This window comes from Cognatiluteimonas weifangensis (assembly GCF_003416885.1).
Taxonomy (GTDB): domain Bacteria; phylum Pseudomonadota; class Gammaproteobacteria; order Xanthomonadales; family Xanthomonadaceae; genus Cognatiluteimonas; species Cognatiluteimonas weifangensis.
This window is the reverse complement of the sequence record NZ_QVPD01000004.1, coordinates 281,909-296,086: the sequence shown is the minus strand read 5'-3', so window position 1 is coordinate 296,086 and position 14,178 is coordinate 281,909. Positions and strand designations below refer to the sequence as shown.

The 14,178-nt window shown below is 71.4% G+C and carries 14 protein-coding genes; all 14 read right to left on the bottom strand.

What is annotated here, in order from left to right:
* Window positions 1-444: 444 nt before the first annotated feature.
* The 14 genes from sbcB to asnS all read right to left on the bottom strand — a co-directional run bounded on the left by sbcB (window position 445) and on the right by asnS (window position 14,113).
* Window positions 445-1,878 (bottom strand): exodeoxyribonuclease I, encoded by a 1,434-nt coding sequence (gene sbcB, locus D0Y53_RS06080; protein WP_117202309.1) that lies wholly within the window; start codon window positions 1,876-1,878, stop codon window positions 445-447.
* A 125-nt stretch (window positions 1,879-2,003) separates the two neighbouring features.
* On the bottom strand, window positions 2,004-3,371 hold the full coding sequence (locus tag D0Y53_RS06075; RefSeq protein ID WP_117202308.1) for an FAD-dependent oxidoreductase: 1,368 nt from the start codon (window positions 3,369-3,371) through the stop codon (window positions 2,004-2,006).
* Between the two features lie 34 nt (window positions 3,372-3,405).
* Entirely contained in the window at window positions 3,406-4,677 is a 1,272-nt protein-coding gene (gene kynU / locus D0Y53_RS06070; RefSeq protein ID WP_117202307.1) for a kynureninase, read from the bottom strand.
* A gap of 40 nt (window positions 4,678-4,717) precedes the next feature.
* Complete coding sequence (locus D0Y53_RS06065; RefSeq protein ID WP_117202306.1) at window positions 4,718-5,728, bottom strand: amidohydrolase family protein; 1,011 nt, start codon at window positions 5,726-5,728, stop codon at window positions 4,718-4,720.
* Between the two features lie 112 nt (window positions 5,729-5,840).
* Entirely contained in the window at window positions 5,841-6,404 is a 564-nt protein-coding gene (locus D0Y53_RS06060; protein WP_117202305.1) for a 3-hydroxyanthranilate 3,4-dioxygenase, read from the bottom strand.
* Window positions 6,405-6,513: 109 nt separating this feature from the next.
* On the bottom strand, window positions 6,514-6,948 hold the full coding sequence (locus tag D0Y53_RS06055; protein ID WP_117202304.1) for a RidA family protein: 435 nt from the start codon (window positions 6,946-6,948) through the stop codon (window positions 6,514-6,516).
* The gene (gene can / locus D0Y53_RS06050) at window positions 6,945-7,610 is read right to left on the bottom strand and encodes a carbonate dehydratase (protein ID WP_117202303.1); all 666 of its coding nucleotides are present in this window, start codon (window positions 7,608-7,610) and stop codon (window positions 6,945-6,947) included. The genes D0Y53_RS06055 and can overlap by 4 nt, the downstream gene beginning before the upstream one ends.
* Before the next feature lie 10 nt (window positions 7,611-7,620).
* Window positions 7,621-9,057, bottom strand: a complete 1,437-nt coding sequence (locus D0Y53_RS06045; protein WP_117202302.1) for an aldehyde dehydrogenase — start codon at window positions 9,055-9,057, stop codon at window positions 7,621-7,623.
* Between the two features lie 183 nt (window positions 9,058-9,240).
* Window positions 9,241-10,245 carry a sulfotransferase gene (locus D0Y53_RS06040; RefSeq protein ID WP_158550591.1) on the bottom strand — a complete coding sequence of 335 codons (1,005 nt, stop codon included), beginning with the start codon at window positions 10,243-10,245 and terminating at the stop codon, window positions 9,241-9,243.
* A gap of 395 nt (window positions 10,246-10,640) precedes the next feature.
* Complete coding sequence (locus D0Y53_RS06035) at window positions 10,641-11,426, bottom strand: SDR family oxidoreductase (protein ID WP_117202300.1); 786 nt, start codon at window positions 11,424-11,426, stop codon at window positions 10,641-10,643.
* Window position 11,427: 1 nt separating this feature from the next.
* The gene (locus D0Y53_RS06030) at window positions 11,428-12,060 is read right to left on the bottom strand and encodes an FMN-binding negative transcriptional regulator (RefSeq protein ID WP_117202299.1); all 633 of its coding nucleotides are present in this window, start codon (window positions 12,058-12,060) and stop codon (window positions 11,428-11,430) included.
* A gap of 5 nt (window positions 12,061-12,065) precedes the next feature.
* Window positions 12,066-12,374, bottom strand: a complete 309-nt coding sequence (locus tag D0Y53_RS06025; protein ID WP_117202298.1) for a hypothetical protein — start codon at window positions 12,372-12,374, stop codon at window positions 12,066-12,068.
* Window positions 12,371-12,682 (bottom strand): hypothetical protein, encoded by a 312-nt coding sequence (locus D0Y53_RS06020; RefSeq protein WP_117202335.1) that lies wholly within the window; start codon window positions 12,680-12,682, stop codon window positions 12,371-12,373. The genes D0Y53_RS06025 and D0Y53_RS06020 overlap by 4 nt, the downstream gene beginning before the upstream one ends.
* A gap of 30 nt (window positions 12,683-12,712) precedes the next feature.
* On the bottom strand, window positions 12,713-14,113 hold the full coding sequence (gene asnS / locus D0Y53_RS06015) for an asparagine--tRNA ligase (protein ID WP_117202297.1): 1,401 nt from the start codon (window positions 14,111-14,113) through the stop codon (window positions 12,713-12,715).
* Window positions 14,114-14,178 lie beyond the last annotated feature (65 nt).

The window sequence follows — 14,178 nt, the reverse complement described above, 5'->3', positions numbered from 1 at the left end:
ACCATGGAGGGTCCACGACCCGACTTAAAGACAGGAGGTCGTCAGGAGGGCGCAGCACCCCCAGCCCGCCGGGCGGCGACTCCCTCCGAAGCCGATCTCTCAAGGCCAGGCCATGGTTCGAAGTCAGGTCCGGCGCGGCCTGCGCCCCGACTTGAAGACAGGAGGTCGTCAGGAGGGCGCAGCACCCCCAGCCCGCCGGGCGGCGACTCCCTCCGAAGCCGATCTCCCGAGGACAGGCCATGACTCGAAGTCAGGCCATGGATGGACTGCGCCCCGATTTGAAGACAGGACAGTCGTCAGGAGGGTGCATCGGCCCCAGCCCTCGAGCGGCGACTTGACGGTGCCCGAAGCCGACCCCCCGGAGTTGGATGCAGGCCGGAAAGGATCGCGGCTGGCGCCGCGCCTGCGCGCGATTGCGGCAACGTAACCCCCTGCGGGGCCTGCCTATGGCAACAGCGTGCGACGCCAGTCCTCGAGCGCGTCCAGCAACGCCAGTTTCGCGGCGTCGCCGGCGTGCTGCTCGCGCAACGCTGTCAGTTCGCGCGTGAACCCCTCCAGATCCGGATCGGCCAGACCGGAGCCGGGTTGCAGCCGCAGCCGGCGCCAGGCGTGCCAGCGTTCCCGTTCGGCGGTGGTCAGCGTCTGTGGCCAGTTGCGGGCGCGATAGCGGAACAGCAGCTCCGGCAGGCGCGGATCGGCAAAACCGAAATCGCGCCCGGCCAGCGCCTGTGGCGGCGTGGCCCGCACCTCCTGGCAGCGGAGGCGGTCGCCGTCGCCGAGGAAACCGTCGTACAGCGCGGCATCCGCGTCCACCGGGCCGCGCTCGCGCTCCACCGCATACACCCGACGGATCTTCTCGGCCAGCGCCGGGCCGGCGGCGCGCAGACGCGCGGCGCGCGCCGTAGCCAGCGCCGGATCGATCTTGAGCCGGGCGAAATCGGCCTCGCGCAGGTGCCCCCAGGCGATCAATGCCGGGCAGCGGTTGAAGTGGACCTCCTTGAGCGGGATCCGCGCCTGGCCTTCGGGCAGTTGCTCGGCGCGCAGGTACAGGCGCGCGGCGATGGTCTCGGCGTCGAGCTCGAGCAGCGCCTCCGGATCGCTGTCCAGGTCGAACACGATCGCGCGGCTGTCGATCTGCGGGTGCCGGGCCAGCGGCACCACCGCGGCCGCGCACAGCCGCGCCGCCGGATAGCGCTGCGAGACATGCAGCACCGGCGCCATCGCCACCGGGTCCAGCAGTTGCGCGACGTAGCGTTTGTCGCGCAGGCGCAGGGCGTAGTCCCACAGCCGGGGCTGGGACGTGCGCAGCTTGCGCGCCAGGCCGATCAGCGCGCGCACGTCCGACAGCGCCTCGTGCGCGTCGCCGTCGCGCACGTCGTTGGCCTGCGCCAGGTGCTCGAGCTTGAACGAGGTGGCGCCGTCCTCGCGCCGCGGCCAGGCGATGCCGTCGGGGCGCAGCGCGTGGGCGAGCCGCATCACGTCGAGCAGATCCCAGCGCGAGTTGCCGGCTTTCCATTCGCGCTCGTAGGCGTCGTGGAAGTTGCGGAACAGCCCGTGGCGCACGAACTCGTCGTCGAAGCGCAGCGAGTTGTAGCCCAGGGTGCAGGTCTGCGGCCGCGCCATCTCCTCGAAGATGCGGGCGAAAGCTTCGGCTTCGGGCACGCCCTCGCGCAGGGCGCGCTGCGGGGTGATGCCGGTGACCAGGGTCGCGCCCGGGGACGGCAGCAGGTCGTTGGCGGGCTGCACGAAGAAGCTGATCGGCGCGTCGATCTCGTGCAGCGCTGCGTCGGTGCGAATGGCAGCGAACTGAGCGATGCGCGAGCGCCGCGGGTCGCTGCCGAAGGTTTCCAGGTCGTAGAACAGGAAGCTGGCGGGCATGCGTCAGGAGCCGGAGCGGGAGGGAACGGGAGCCGCGCCGCGGCAGTCGGCGCTGCGGGCCGGCCGCGCACCGCAGCGGGGCGCCAGCGTGCGCGGGCAGGATCGCATGCCCTGCGACCGGCGTGTCAGGCCGCAGCCAGCGGCGACAATCGCGCCAGCACCTGGGCGTCGACCGCGGCCCAGTCGAGGCCGTCGAGCGTGTCGCGCCCGGCGGTGGCCGCCACCAGGATTTCGCGCTGGATCTCGCTGCGCTGCAGCGCCTGCGCGTACGGCATCCGCATGAAGGTCACCATCGCGTAGTGCGGGACGAAGCGGCCGGGATGGCGCTGCTGCAGCGCCAGCTCCAGCTCGCGCTGCAGCAGGAACGCGGGGTCGTCGACCAGATCGCGCATCTCGATGTAGTTTTCCAGCGCCATCTGCTGGATCGCGGTGGCGTCGGGCTTGCGCTGCGCCTGGAACGCGGCGAACGCGGCCGCCAGCTCGCCGTGGTCCTCGATCTGTTGCGCCAGTGCAACGCAATCCTCGAACGCGCAGTTCATGCCCTGGCCGTGGAACGGCACCATCGCGTGCGCGGCGTCGCCGAGCAGCACCGCCTCGCCGCCCAGGTGCCACTGGTCGAGGTACAGCGTGGCCAGGGTGCCGGTCGGGTTGGCCTCGAAGTCGTGTTCCAGGCGCGGGATCAGCGGCAGCGCGTCGGGGAAGTCGCGGGCGAACAGCGCGCGCGCGTCGGCGCCGGTGACCACCCGGTCGAAATCGGGGTCGGTACTCGCGCCGTCGCCATGCAGCGCCATGAACAAGGTGACGGTGAAGGTCTTCTCGTCGTTGGGCAGGGCGATGCACATGTAGCGGCCGCGCGGCCAGATGTGCAGGGCGTTGGCTTCGATGCGGAAGCTGCCGTCGGCTGCGGGCGGGATCTCCAGCTCCTTGTAGCCGTGGTCCAGCCACTGCGTGCGTTCGCCCAGATCCTGGCGCCGCGCCATTTCCGCGCGCAGGGTCGAGCCGGCGCCGTCGCAGCCGAGCAGGGCGTTGAACGGGCGCGGATGCGCGCTGCCCTCGCCGCGGAAGGTGGCGATGCGGGCGTCGAAATCGACCTGCTCCAGGCGGCGGTCGAAATGCAGCACCGCGCCGGCGGCCTCGGCGGCGTCGAGCAGGGCGATGTTGAGTTCGCCGCGGCTGACCGACCAGATCACTTCGCTGTCGTCGCGACCGTAGCGTTGCAGCTGCGGTTGCCCGTGCAGCGGATGCACCATGCGCCCGCGCATCATCACCGCGCGCTGCAGCACCGCGCCGTCGGCGTCGGCCTGGCGCAAGGCGTGCAGGCCGCGCTCGGCCAGCGCGAGATTGATCGAACGGCCGCCGGCGTAGCCGTGCACGCGCGGGTCGCCGCGCCGCTCGTAGACGTCGACCTGCCAGCCGCGGCGCGCGAGCAGGATCGCCAGCAGCGCCCCGGCCAGGCCGGCGCCGACGATGGTGAGGTGTCTGCTGTCTGCCATGTCGCTGCCTGTGCCTGGGTGCCGGTGGGCCGGATCAGTCGCGCCAGGCCGCGACCGCGCGGGCGAAGCGCAGGATGTCGGCGTGGCTGTTGTACAGCGGCGCCGGGGAGATGCGGATCACGTCGGGCTCGCGCCAGTCGCCGAGGATGCCCAGGCCGGCCAGGTGCTCGAACAGGGCGCGGCCGCGCTCGCGGCCGCCGGCCACGCGCAGCGACAGTTGCGCGCCGCGGCGTTCGGGCTCGTGCGGGGTGGCGATCTGCAGGGTATCGGCGAGGCGCTCGCGGATCAGCGCTTCCAGGTAGCCGGTCAGGCGCAGCGAACGCGCGCGCAGCGCCTCCATGCCGCCGGCGCGCGCGAACAGCTGCAGCGACGCGCGCAGCGGCGCCAACCCCAGGATCGGCGGATTGCTCAGCTGCCAGCCGTCGGCGCCGGGCGTGGGCACGAACGCCGGCCCCATGCGGAAGCGGCTGGCCTGGTCGTGGCCCCACCAGCCGGCGAAGCGCGGCCGCTCGCTGCGCGCGTGGCGTGCGTGCACGAAGCAGCCGCCGACCGCGCCCGGCCCGGCGTTCATGTACTTGTAGTGGCACCAGACCGCGAAATCGGCATCGGCGTCGTGCAGCTGCAGCGGCAGGTTGCCGACGGCGTGCGCCAAATCGAAGCCGGCGACCGCGCCGGCCGCGTGCGCGAGCCGGGCGATTTCCGCCAGGTCGAACGCCTGCCCGGTGCGGTACTGCACGCCGGGCCACAGCACCAGCGCCAGGCGCGGGCCGTGCTGCGCGATCGCGCGCGCGATCGCGGCCATCGACAGCGTGCCTTCGGGCTCGTCGGGTTGCAGCTCGATCAGGTCGGTGGTCGGGTCGAAGCCGTGGAAACGGATCTGCGATTCCAGCGCATACCGGTCGGAAGGGAATGCGCCGGCCTCCATCAGGATCGCCGGGCGCTCGCGCGTGGGCCGGTAGAAGCTCACCAGCATCAGGTGCAGGTTGGCGGTCAGCGAGTTCATCGCCACCACCTCCGCGGGCTGCGCACCGACTACCGCCGCCAGGCCGTCGCGCACCAGCGCGTGGTAGGGCATCCAGGGCGCCGGCTCGCGGAAGTGGCCCTCGACCGCCTCGCGCGCCCACTTGTCCATCACCTCGTCGATCGCGGCGCGTGCGCCGCGCGGCTGCAGGCCGAGCGAGTTGCCGCAGAAATAGGCCTGCTCGCCGTCGCCGTGGCGCGGGACGTGGAACTGCGCGCGCAGCGTCGACAGCGGGTCGGCGGCGTCCTGCGCCAGCGCGTATGCGTCGGAAAACAAGTCGGTCATCGGTTCCTGCTTGCGGTAGGAGCGGCGTCGGCCGCGACGGTCACGCGAATCTCGACGCCGGCAGGCCCAGCCATTCCAGCGCGGTGCCGTGGTAGATCCGCGCCTGTTCGGCGGCGCCCAGGCCGAGCGCGTCGATCCCGGCGCCGGGGGTCTGTTCGCCCAGCGGGAACGGATAGTCGGTGCCCAGCATCACCCGTTCGGCGCCGGCCACGTCCAGCAGGTAGCGCAGCGCGCGCTCGTCGGCCACCCAGGAATCGAAGTACAGGCGCTTGAGGTAGTCGCGCGGATTGCGGAAGTTGTCGGTGGCCACCAGGTCCGGGCGCATGCGGAAGCCGTGCTCGATGCGGCCGATGGTGTAGGGGAAGCTGCCGCCGCCGTGCGCCAGGCACACCTTCAGCTCCGGCAGCCGCTCCAGCACGCCGCCGAACACCAGGCAGCAGGCCGCGCGCGACTGCTCGGCCGGCATCCCCACCAGCCACGGCAGCCAGTACTTGGGCATGGAGTCGGCGCCCATCATGTCCCAAGGGTGGATCAGGATCGCCGCGCCCAGGTCGCTGGCGGCCTGGAAGAAATCAAACAGCTCCGGCGCGTCCAGGTTCCAGTCGCCCACGTGGCTGCCGATCTGCACGCCCTGCAGCCCGAGCTGTTCGATGCAGCGTTCCAGCTCCTGGATCGCCAGCCGCGGCGACTGCAGCGGCACCGTGCCGATGCCGGCGTAGTGGCGCGGGTGCGCGCGCAGGGTGTCGGCCATGTGCTCGTTGAGCGCGGCGTGCAGCTCCAGCGCGTGGTGCGGCTTGGCCCAGTAGCTGAACATCACCGGCACGGTGCTGATCACCTGCACCTGCACGCCGAAGCGCGCGTACTCGGCGATGCGCTCGTCCGGGTCCCAGGTGTTGGGCCACAGTTCGCGGAAGAACTTGCCGTCCTTGTAGATGCGGTGGCGGCCGTCCTTGCCGTGGTGGATCACCGGGAAGCGGTTGTCGCCGTACTTGGCGGCCAGGTCCGGCCAGTCGCGCGGCAGGTAGTGGGCGTGGACGTCGATCTTGAGCATGGGAGGATTCTAGACCGCGGTCGAGATCTTGGCGGCTTGCGTTGCGGGGCGACGGCATTCCGAGTGCCGCGCGCCGGACGGCAGAGGCATGCGGATCAAGCGCTTCCAGCCATCAGGGGGTGCCCGCCTGCGGATCGGCCGGCGGCTCGTAGCGGTCGGGCCGCGGGTTGAGGGTGCCGCACTGCTTGCAGGTGCGCAGGGCGTCGTCGCGGTAGAAACGCTCGAACACGCGGAAGAAATCCTGTTCGATGTCGACCAGGTGGAAGAACTCCGCGTACAGCTTGTGGTTGCAGTTGACGCAGAACCACATCAGCGCGTCGTCCTCGTGCGCCAGGCGCTTGCGCTCGATCACCAGGCCGACCGAGCCGGGCATGCGCTGCGGGCTGTGCGGCACATGCGGCGGCAGGTAGAACATTTCCCCGGCCTTGATCGGGATGTCGCGCGGCGTGCCGCGCTCGCCGTCGAAATCCTCCTGGATGCGCAGCACCATCTCGCCTTCGAGCTGGTGGAAGAACTCCGGTCCGTCTTCGAAGTGGTAGTCGGTGCGGGCGTTGGGGCCGCCGACGATCATCACGATGTAGTCGTCGTCGACGATGCACTTGTTGCCGACCGGCGGTTTCAGCAGGTGGCGGTGCTCCTCGATCCAGGCCTGGAGGTTGATGGGTGCGGGCAGCATCTTGCTTTCCTGTGTTGCCGTTCGCCCTGAGCGTAGCCCGTGCAGCGGGCGGAGTCGAAGGGCCCTTCGACTTTGCGCCTGCGGCGCGCCGCTCAGGACGAACGGGGTTTCATGGGTCGTCCGCAACGACCGCGATGCACTTGAGCTCGATCGCGATCGGCGTGGGCAGCGCGGCGATGCCGACGGTAGTGCGGCAGGGGGCGGTGGCCGGGTCGGGGAAATGTTCGGCCCAGACCGCGTTGTAGGCGGGAAAGTCGCGCGCCATGTCGGTGAGGAACACGGTGACGTCGACCAGGTCCTGCCAGCGCGCGCCGCCGGCTTCCAGCACGCGACGGACATTGGCCAGCACGGCACGGGTCTGCGCCTGGATGTCGTACTTGCGCACGCGGTGGTCGGCGAAATATTCGTTGCCGGGGATGGAGTCGTCGCCCGGGTCGCGCGGGCCGATGCCGGACAGGAACAGCAGGTTGCCGACCCGGCGCGCATGCGGGTAATGGCCCACGGCTCTGGGCGCGTTGCCGGCGCGGATGCCGCCAGCGCTCATGTCGCGATTCCGTGCCGCTCGCGCAGTTGCTGCAACGCCTGCGCATAGACGGGGGTCAGCGCGTCGGGCGCGTACACGTCCATGCCGAGGTCGCGGACCAGGCCGTCGGCGAGGCTGTAGACCCAGCCGTGGATCGCCAGGTCCTGTCCGCGGGCCCAGGCGTCGCGGATCACGGTGGTCAGGCCGACGTTCTCGGCCTGCTCGATCACGTTGAGCTCGCACAGCACGTCGTGGCGCTCGGCCTGCGGCACCCGCTCCATCAGTGCGGCGTGCTTCTGCGCGACGTCGCCGACGTGGCGGATCCAGTTGTCGGCCAGGCCGACGCGGGTGCCGTGCAGCGCCGCGCCGACGCCGCCGCAGCCGTAATGGCCGACCACCAGGATGTGGCGGACCTTGAGCACGTCCACCGCGAACTGGATCACCGACATGCAGTTGAGGTCGGTGTGCACCATCACGTTGGCGATGTTGCGGTGGACGAAGACCTCGCCCGGCGCCATGTCGATGACCTGGTTGGCCGGCACGCGCGAATCCGAGCAGCCGATCCACAGGTACTTCGGCGCCTGCTGCTTGGACAGGCGTTCGAAGAAGCCGGGGTCCTCGCGTTCGATGCGTTCGGCCCAGCCGCGGTTGCGGCGCAGCAGGGATTCCAGTTCGTTCTTCATCGGGAGTGGTTCATCCTTGTGTGGGGGGAAGGGCGATGCAGACGTTGCGCGGCTCGGTGAAAAAGCGCATGGCTTCCAGGCCGCCTTCGCGGCCCAGGCCGGACTGGCCCATGCCGCCGAACGGGGTGCGCAGATCGCGCAGCAGCCAGGCATTGATCCAGACGATGCCGGCGCGCAGTTGCGCGGCGAAGCGGTGGGCGCGGTCGAGGTCGCGGGTCCAGACGCTGGCGGACAGGCCGTAGTCGCCGGCATTGGCCAGCGCCAGCGCGTCGTCGTCGCTGTCAAAGGCCTGCAGCGTGGCGACCGGGCCGAAGATCTCCTCGCGGTTGGTCGCGCAGTCCGGGCCGAGGCCCTCGAGCACGGTCGGGGCCACGAACCAGCCCGGGTGCGGCAGGACCTCGCCGCCGCAAAGCACGCGGCCGCCTTCGGCACGGGCGCGCGCGATCGCGGCCACGACCTTGTCGAAATGCGCCCGCGACACCAGCGGGCCGAGCTCGGTGTCGGTATCGGCCGGCGCGCCGACCCGCAACGCCCGCACGCGTGCGACGAACGCGTCGCGGAACTCGGCGTAGATGCCGCGTTCGACCAGCAGGCGCGAGCCGCACAGGCAGATCTGGCCGGAGTTCTGGAAAGCCGAACGCACGATCGCCGGCAGCTGCGCGCGCCAGTCGCTGTCGGCGAACACCAGGGTCGGGTTCTTGCCGCCCAGCTCCAGCGACACTTTCTTCAGCAGCGGGGCGGCGATGCCGGCAATGCGGCGGCCGACCGCGGTGCTGCCGGTGAAGGAAATCGCCTTGACCTGCGGATGCGCCGGCAGCGGCTCGCCGGCTTCCGGGCCGAGGCCGTGGACGATGTTGAGGACGCCCGGGGGCCAGCCGATCCGCGCGGCGAGCTCGCCCAGCAGGGTCGCGGTATGCGGCGTGACTTCCGACGGCTTGGCCACGACCGTGTTGCCCGCGGCCAGCGCCGGCGCGATCTTCCAGGTGAACAGGTACAGCGGCAGGTTCCACGGCGAAATCGTGGCGACCACGCCCAGCGGCTGCCGCAGGGTGTAGTTGAGGCCCGCCTGGCCGTGGTGGGATTCGCTGGAAAATTGCGTCGCTGCGTGCGCGAAGAAACGCAGGTTGCTGACCGCGCGCGGGATCTCGACTTCGCGCGCCAGCGCGATCGGCTTGCCGCCGTCGCGCGATTCGGCCTGCGCGAACGCTTCCAGCTGCGCTTCCAGCGCGTCGGCCAGCCGTTCCAGCCAGCGCGCGCGCTCGCTGCCCGGCAGCGCCGACCACGCCGGAAAGGCGCGCTGCGCGGCGGCGACCGCGGCCTCGACGTCGGCGATGCCGCCGCGCGCGACCTGCGCGTAGGGGGCGGCGGTGGCCGGATCGAACACGTCCAGCCAGCGCCCGTCGGCCGGTGCGCACGCTTGTCCGTCGATCCAGTGCGGCAACTGCATCCGCCAAGCTTAACGCGTGCGTGAAACCGACGCAGCGGTGCAGGCGGTCGATACGGCAGCGGATGTGGCGTCGCTGCGGCACGGATGCCGCGCCGAGGCGGCAGCGTGGCCGGGTGCGGCGCGGTGCGCTCGGCCGGCGCGCTGCCGGTGGCGGGGATGCGTGCGCCGCTGGCGCGCAGTCGCTCAGGCCAGCGCGGGCGGGGCGCCGCCGATCCAGTAGCGCGGCGTCGGCAGCAGCCGGCCGGCGCGGTAGGCATCCAGGCCGAACGCGTCCAGCAGCGCCATCGCCGCCGTTTCCTGCTCCGGCGTCACCCGCGCGCGCCACTTTTCCACCAGCGCCTGTTTGTGCGCCAGCCGACCCGCGGCCTGCTCGGCCAGCAGTTGCTGGGTGTTCGGGTCCGACATCCCCTTGTTGCCGGCGGCTTCGGTGAGATGCGCGAAGATCCGCGCCGGGTCGGGCAACTGCAGCCGCTCCACCAGCTGCGCCACCAGCGGTTCGGGATCGAGCACCAGTTGCTCGTAGCTGACGACCGTCCAGTCCGGTTGCCGCCCCTGCAGGACCAGCGCGTTCTGGAAACACCAGGCCAGCACGCCTTTTTCCAGTTCGCTGCCGTCGGCCAGCACCCGGTCGGCCAGCGCCAGCTGCCCGGCATCGAAGCGCGTGGACACGACGCTGTTGCGGAACGCGTCGAGCCGCGGGAATTCCTTGCGCGACAGGCTCACCGCGATCGGGTGCCGGAGCAGCACCACCACGCGCGCGTTGCAGTCCGCGGCGAGCGCGCCGAGCCGGCTTTCGGCCCCGTGCAGCAGCTTGAACACGATGCGGTCGGTGCGGAAGCGGTGGTACTTGCCGCGCGAGGGCAGGGCATCGACGCTGTGCAGCCGGCCGTCGCAGATGGCGCGGAAGTAGCGCTCGATCTTGGCCGCGCCGGCCGCGCTTTCCATTTCCCGCCAGGACGCGATCCGGCTGGCCCGGCGCACCGCCGGGCGGCGCAGGTTGAGCGGTTCGTCGCAGCACTTGAAGCCCGGCTGGCTCCAGATCAGTTCCATCAGCCAGGTCGAGCCGGAACGCGGCGTGGCCATCAGGAAGACATTGGGCCGGGTGCCGGGCCGATGGCGGTTGGATACGGCCTTGACCAGCTCCGGGAGACCGCTGTGCTGGAGGATGCGTCGAGCCGACGGGTTCACGATGGCGTCCTCGCAAGCGGGCGGGCGTGGCTGCGGCGCGCGGACGCAATGCCGACGCGGCCGGGGGCGGCAGCGCCCGGGGGTCGTGAGCCCGGAGGCGACCCCCCTGCGCCCTCCCTGGGTAGGACGGACAAAGGCGCGGCGGCGGGACAGGGCGTTGCGCGGCGCGCGCCGCGCTGCGCCTTGTCCGGGCCGCATGCGCCGGCGGCGGACACGCCGATGGACGCGGCGATGGGCGCGGCGGCGGGCGTCGGTTGGCGGGCGGCCTGCGCCTGGCGCGGCTCAAGCGGGGAGGGTGCGGCCCGCCGGGGTGTGGTCCGCCGCGTCGCGCGGCGGGGCGGGGCGACGAGCCGGTCGGGGCACGGCGTCGGCCCGTCTGGGGGCCGCCGCCGCGCTCAGAGCGACAGCGTGCGCCCGCCGTCCACCGGCAGGTTGATGCCGTTGACGTAGGCCGCCGCCGGCGAGCACAGGAACGCGATCGCGCCGCCGATTTCCGCCGGCTGCGCGAAACGCCCGGCCGGCACCGCCTGGCGCATGCCGGCGAGGATGGCTTCCTCGGGCTGCCCGCTGCTGCGCGCGCGCTCGGCGACGATCTGCGCGATGCGCGCGGTCTGCGTGTAGCCGGGCAGCACGTTGTTGACGGTGATGCCGAAGGGCGCCAGTTCGCGCGCCAGGGTCTTGGCCCAGCTGGCGACCGCGCCGCGGATGGTGTTGGAGACGCCGAGGTTGGGGATCGGCTCCTTCACCGAAGTCGAGATCACGTTGACGATCCGGCCCCAGTTGGCCGCGCGCATGCCCGGCAGCAATGCCTGCACGAGCGTGTGGTTGGCGACCAGGTGGCGGTGGAACGCGTCGAGGAACGCCGCGACCTCGGCGCTGTGCGCCGGGCCGCCGGGCGGGCCGCCGGTGTTGTTGACCAGGATCTGGACCGGCTTGCCCGCGGCCAGCGCCTGCGCCTGCGCGCGCAGGGCGTCGGTCTGCGCCATGTCCGCGGCGATCCAGCCGTGCTGCTGCGCGTCGCGGCGGGGCAGGGCGGCGACGACGTCCTGCAGGGCCTCGGCGCGGCGCGCGAGCACGGTGACGTCGGCACCGAGCAGGGCCAGCTCGTGCGCGGCGGCGCGGCCGATGCCGTCGGAACCGCCGCAGACCAGGGCGTGTCTGCCATCGAGGGCGAGGTCCATGTCAGTCTCCGGGCCGGGCGTCGCGTTCGCGCATCAGCGTGGCGAGGCTGCGACTGGGTTCGCGCGCCTGGCCCTGCAGGTGCGCAATCACCGATTCGCGGTTGGCGGCGGGGTGGTTCTGGCTGAGCTTGAACTTGAGATCGACCCGGCGCGGCACGAAGCGGAAGCCGACGATGCCGCGCAGCTGCACGCGGTGGTCCTCGCGCTGCGGCTCGAAATGCCAGTCGCTGCCGACCTGCGCTTCGAACCGGTCGCTCAGGCGCGAAACCAGGTCGGCCAGCGAGACTTCATCCTCGAAACGCTCGAGGCTTCCGCGCAATTGCGCCGATGCGTAGTTCCAGGTCGGGACCCGGGCCTCGGCTTCCTTGTCCGGATACCAGGCCGGGGAGACGTAGGCGTGCGGGCCGTGCACGAGCAGCAGGGCTTCGCCCTGGTGCCGCGACTGCGGGTTGGCCCGCGCCCAGTGCCCCTCGATCAGGATGTCGTCGCCGTCGCGGCGATAGAGCACCGGCAACTGGCTGGCAATGGGCGCGCCGTCCGCATCCATCGAGACCAGGGTGATGAACGGATCGGCCTGCAGCAGGCGGTCGAGCTGCGTCAGGTCCGTTTCGGCGAAGGCGCGTGGCAGGTACATGGCACTCAGGCCCGGGCGTCGAGCTTGCGGAACATCAGCGGCCGCAGTGCCTCGTCGCTGTCTGCCTGCGGCGGCTGGACGGCGTGGAGGTCGAAGCCGCGGGCCAGGGCGTCGTCGGCGTCGAGGCCGTCGAAGGCGACGAAGTCCGCGTCCAGCAGCGCGGCGCGGGCGGTGTCCTCGCTGTCGTAGGTCAGGGTGTTGCCGTCGCTGTCGAGGACTTCGGCGGTGCCGGCCTCGCGCACCCGCAGCCGCGCCCACACCAGGTTGCGGCCCAGGGTCGCCAGCCACCATTGCCCGTCGGCGGGCGTGCTCATGCCGCGGCCAGCGCCAGCGAGTACAGCCACAGCAGCGCGGCCAGCGTCAGCCCCAGCAGGATCACCGACAGCGCGATCCGCGCCGGCGTCGCCAGGCCGCTGAGGCCGGGGTCCGGGGTAGTGCGGTAGCCGCCGCGCAGCAGCCACCACAGCGCTGCGGGTTTCAGGAACGCGCCTTCGCCGAGCAGCGCCTTGACTGCCGGATGCCGGTCGCGGATGTGCACCAGCGCCAGCGGCCAGAAGATCACGAAGGCGGTCGCGCCGGCGATGGCCATCGCCACGAACAGCAGGGCGAAGAACATCACGATGTCGACGCTGGCGAATTCCGGATGCATCGCTCAGAACTCCGCGTGGCCAGGCGCGCGCGGGTAGGGGATCGCGTCGCGGATGTTGGCCAGGCCGCAGGTGTAGACCACCAGCCGCTCGAACCCCAGGCCGAAGCCCGCGTGCGGCACCGTGCCGTAGCGGCGGAAGTCGCGGTACCACTGGTAGTGCGCCGGATCCAGGCCGAACTGCGCCATGCGCTTGTCGAGCACGTCCAGCCGTTCCTCGCGCTGGCTGCCGCCGATGATCTCGCCGATCCCTGGCGCCAGCACGTCCATCGCCGCGACCGTGCGGCCGTCGTCGTTCAGGCGCATGTAGAACGCCTTGATGTGTTCGGGATAGTCGGTGACTACCACCGGGCGGCCGACGTGGACCTCGGTGAGCCAGCGCTCGTGCTCGGTCTGCAGGTCCAGGCCCCATTCCACCGGGAACTCGAACTTCTGCCCGGAGCGCTGCAGCAGCGCCACCGCCTCGGTGTAGCTGATGCGCTCGAACGGCGCGTTGACGAACGCCTCCAGCCGCGCGATCGCGTCGGGCTGCACGCGCTGGGCGATGAACGCCATGTCGTCGCCGCGTTCGTGCAGCACCGCGCGGAACAGGTACTTGAGGAATTCCTCGGCCACGCGCGCGTCCTCGGCGAGGTCGGCGAAGGCGATCTCCGGCTCCACCATCCAGAATTCGGCGAGATGACGGCTGGTGTTGGAGTGCTCGGCGCGGAAGGTCGGGCCGAAGGTGTAGACGCGGCTCAGCGCCAGGCAGTAGGCCTCGACGTTGAGCTGGCCGGAGACGGTGAGGAAGGTTTCCTTGCCGAAGAAGTCCTGGCCGAAGTCGACCGCGCCGTCCTCGCCCAGCGGCAGGTTGGCCAGGTCCAGGGTGGAGACCCGGAACATCTGCCCCGCGCCCTCGGCGTCGGAGGTGGTGATGATCGGGGTGGAGATCCAGAAATAGCTCTGCTCGTGGAAATAGCGGTGCACCGCCTTGGCCAGGCAGTCGCGGATGCGCGTGACCGCGCCGAACAGGTTGGTGCGCGGGCGCAAGTGCGCGACCTCGCGCAGGAACTCCAGCGAGTGCGCCTTGGGCTGGATCGGGTAGGTCTCCGGATCGTCGACCCAGCCGACCACCTCGATCGACTCGGCCTGGATCTCGAACGCCTGGCCCTGGCCCTGCGACTGGGCGAGCGTACCGGTGCAGACCACCGCGCAGCCGGCGGTGAGCCGCTTCACCTCGGATTCGTAGTTGGACAGCGAGGCCGGGGCGACGACCTGGATCGGGGCGAAACAGGAGCCGTCGCTGACGTTGACGAAGCTCAGCCCGGCCTTGGAGTCGCGCCGGGTCCGCACCCAGCCGCGGACCGTGACCTCGCCGCCGACCGGGAGCTTGCCCGCGAGCGCGTGTTCGACGCTGACCGTTGTCATGACTGGATACCGCCGTGCTGTCTGCTCCATGAACCCGGCAGTTTACTGTGCCGGTGGCGGCAGCC

Excerpts from the sequence above, each read along its gene's own strand:
- D0Y53_RS06055 (WP_117202304.1), bottom strand. The coding sequence starts at position 6,948 with ATGAGCGCTGGCGGCATCCGCGCCGGCAACGCGCCCAGAGCCGTGGGC.
- can (WP_117202303.1), bottom strand. The coding sequence starts at position 7,610 with ATGAAGAACGAACTGGAATCCCTGCTGCGCCGCAACCGCGGCTGGGCC.
- D0Y53_RS06075 (WP_117202308.1), bottom strand. The coding sequence starts at position 3,371 with ATGGCAGACAGCAGACACCTCACCATCGTCGGCGCCGGCCTGGCCGGG.
- D0Y53_RS06025 (WP_117202298.1), bottom strand. The coding sequence starts at position 12,374 with ATGAGCACGCCCGCCGACGGGCAATGGTGGCTGGCGACCCTGGGCCGC.
- D0Y53_RS06045 (WP_117202302.1), bottom strand. The coding sequence starts at position 9,057 with ATGCAGTTGCCGCACTGGATCGACGGACAAGCGTGCGCACCGGCCGAC.
- D0Y53_RS06060 (WP_117202305.1), bottom strand. The coding sequence starts at position 6,404 with ATGCTGCCCGCACCCATCAACCTCCAGGCCTGGATCGAGGAGCACCGC.
- sbcB (WP_117202309.1), bottom strand. The coding sequence starts at position 1,878 with ATGCCCGCCAGCTTCCTGTTCTACGACCTGGAAACCTTCGGCAGCGAC.
- D0Y53_RS06035 (WP_117202300.1), bottom strand. The coding sequence starts at position 11,426 with ATGGACCTCGCCCTCGATGGCAGACACGCCCTGGTCTGCGGCGGTTCC.
- asnS (WP_117202297.1), bottom strand. The coding sequence starts at position 14,113 with ATGACAACGGTCAGCGTCGAACACGCGCTCGCGGGCAAGCTCCCGGTC.
- kynU (WP_117202307.1), bottom strand. The coding sequence starts at position 4,677 with ATGACCGACTTGTTTTCCGACGCATACGCGCTGGCGCAGGACGCCGCC.
- D0Y53_RS06065 (WP_117202306.1), bottom strand. The coding sequence starts at position 5,728 with ATGCTCAAGATCGACGTCCACGCCCACTACCTGCCGCGCGACTGGCCG.
- D0Y53_RS06030 (WP_117202299.1), bottom strand. The coding sequence starts at position 12,060 with ATGTACCTGCCACGCGCCTTCGCCGAAACGGACCTGACGCAGCTCGAC.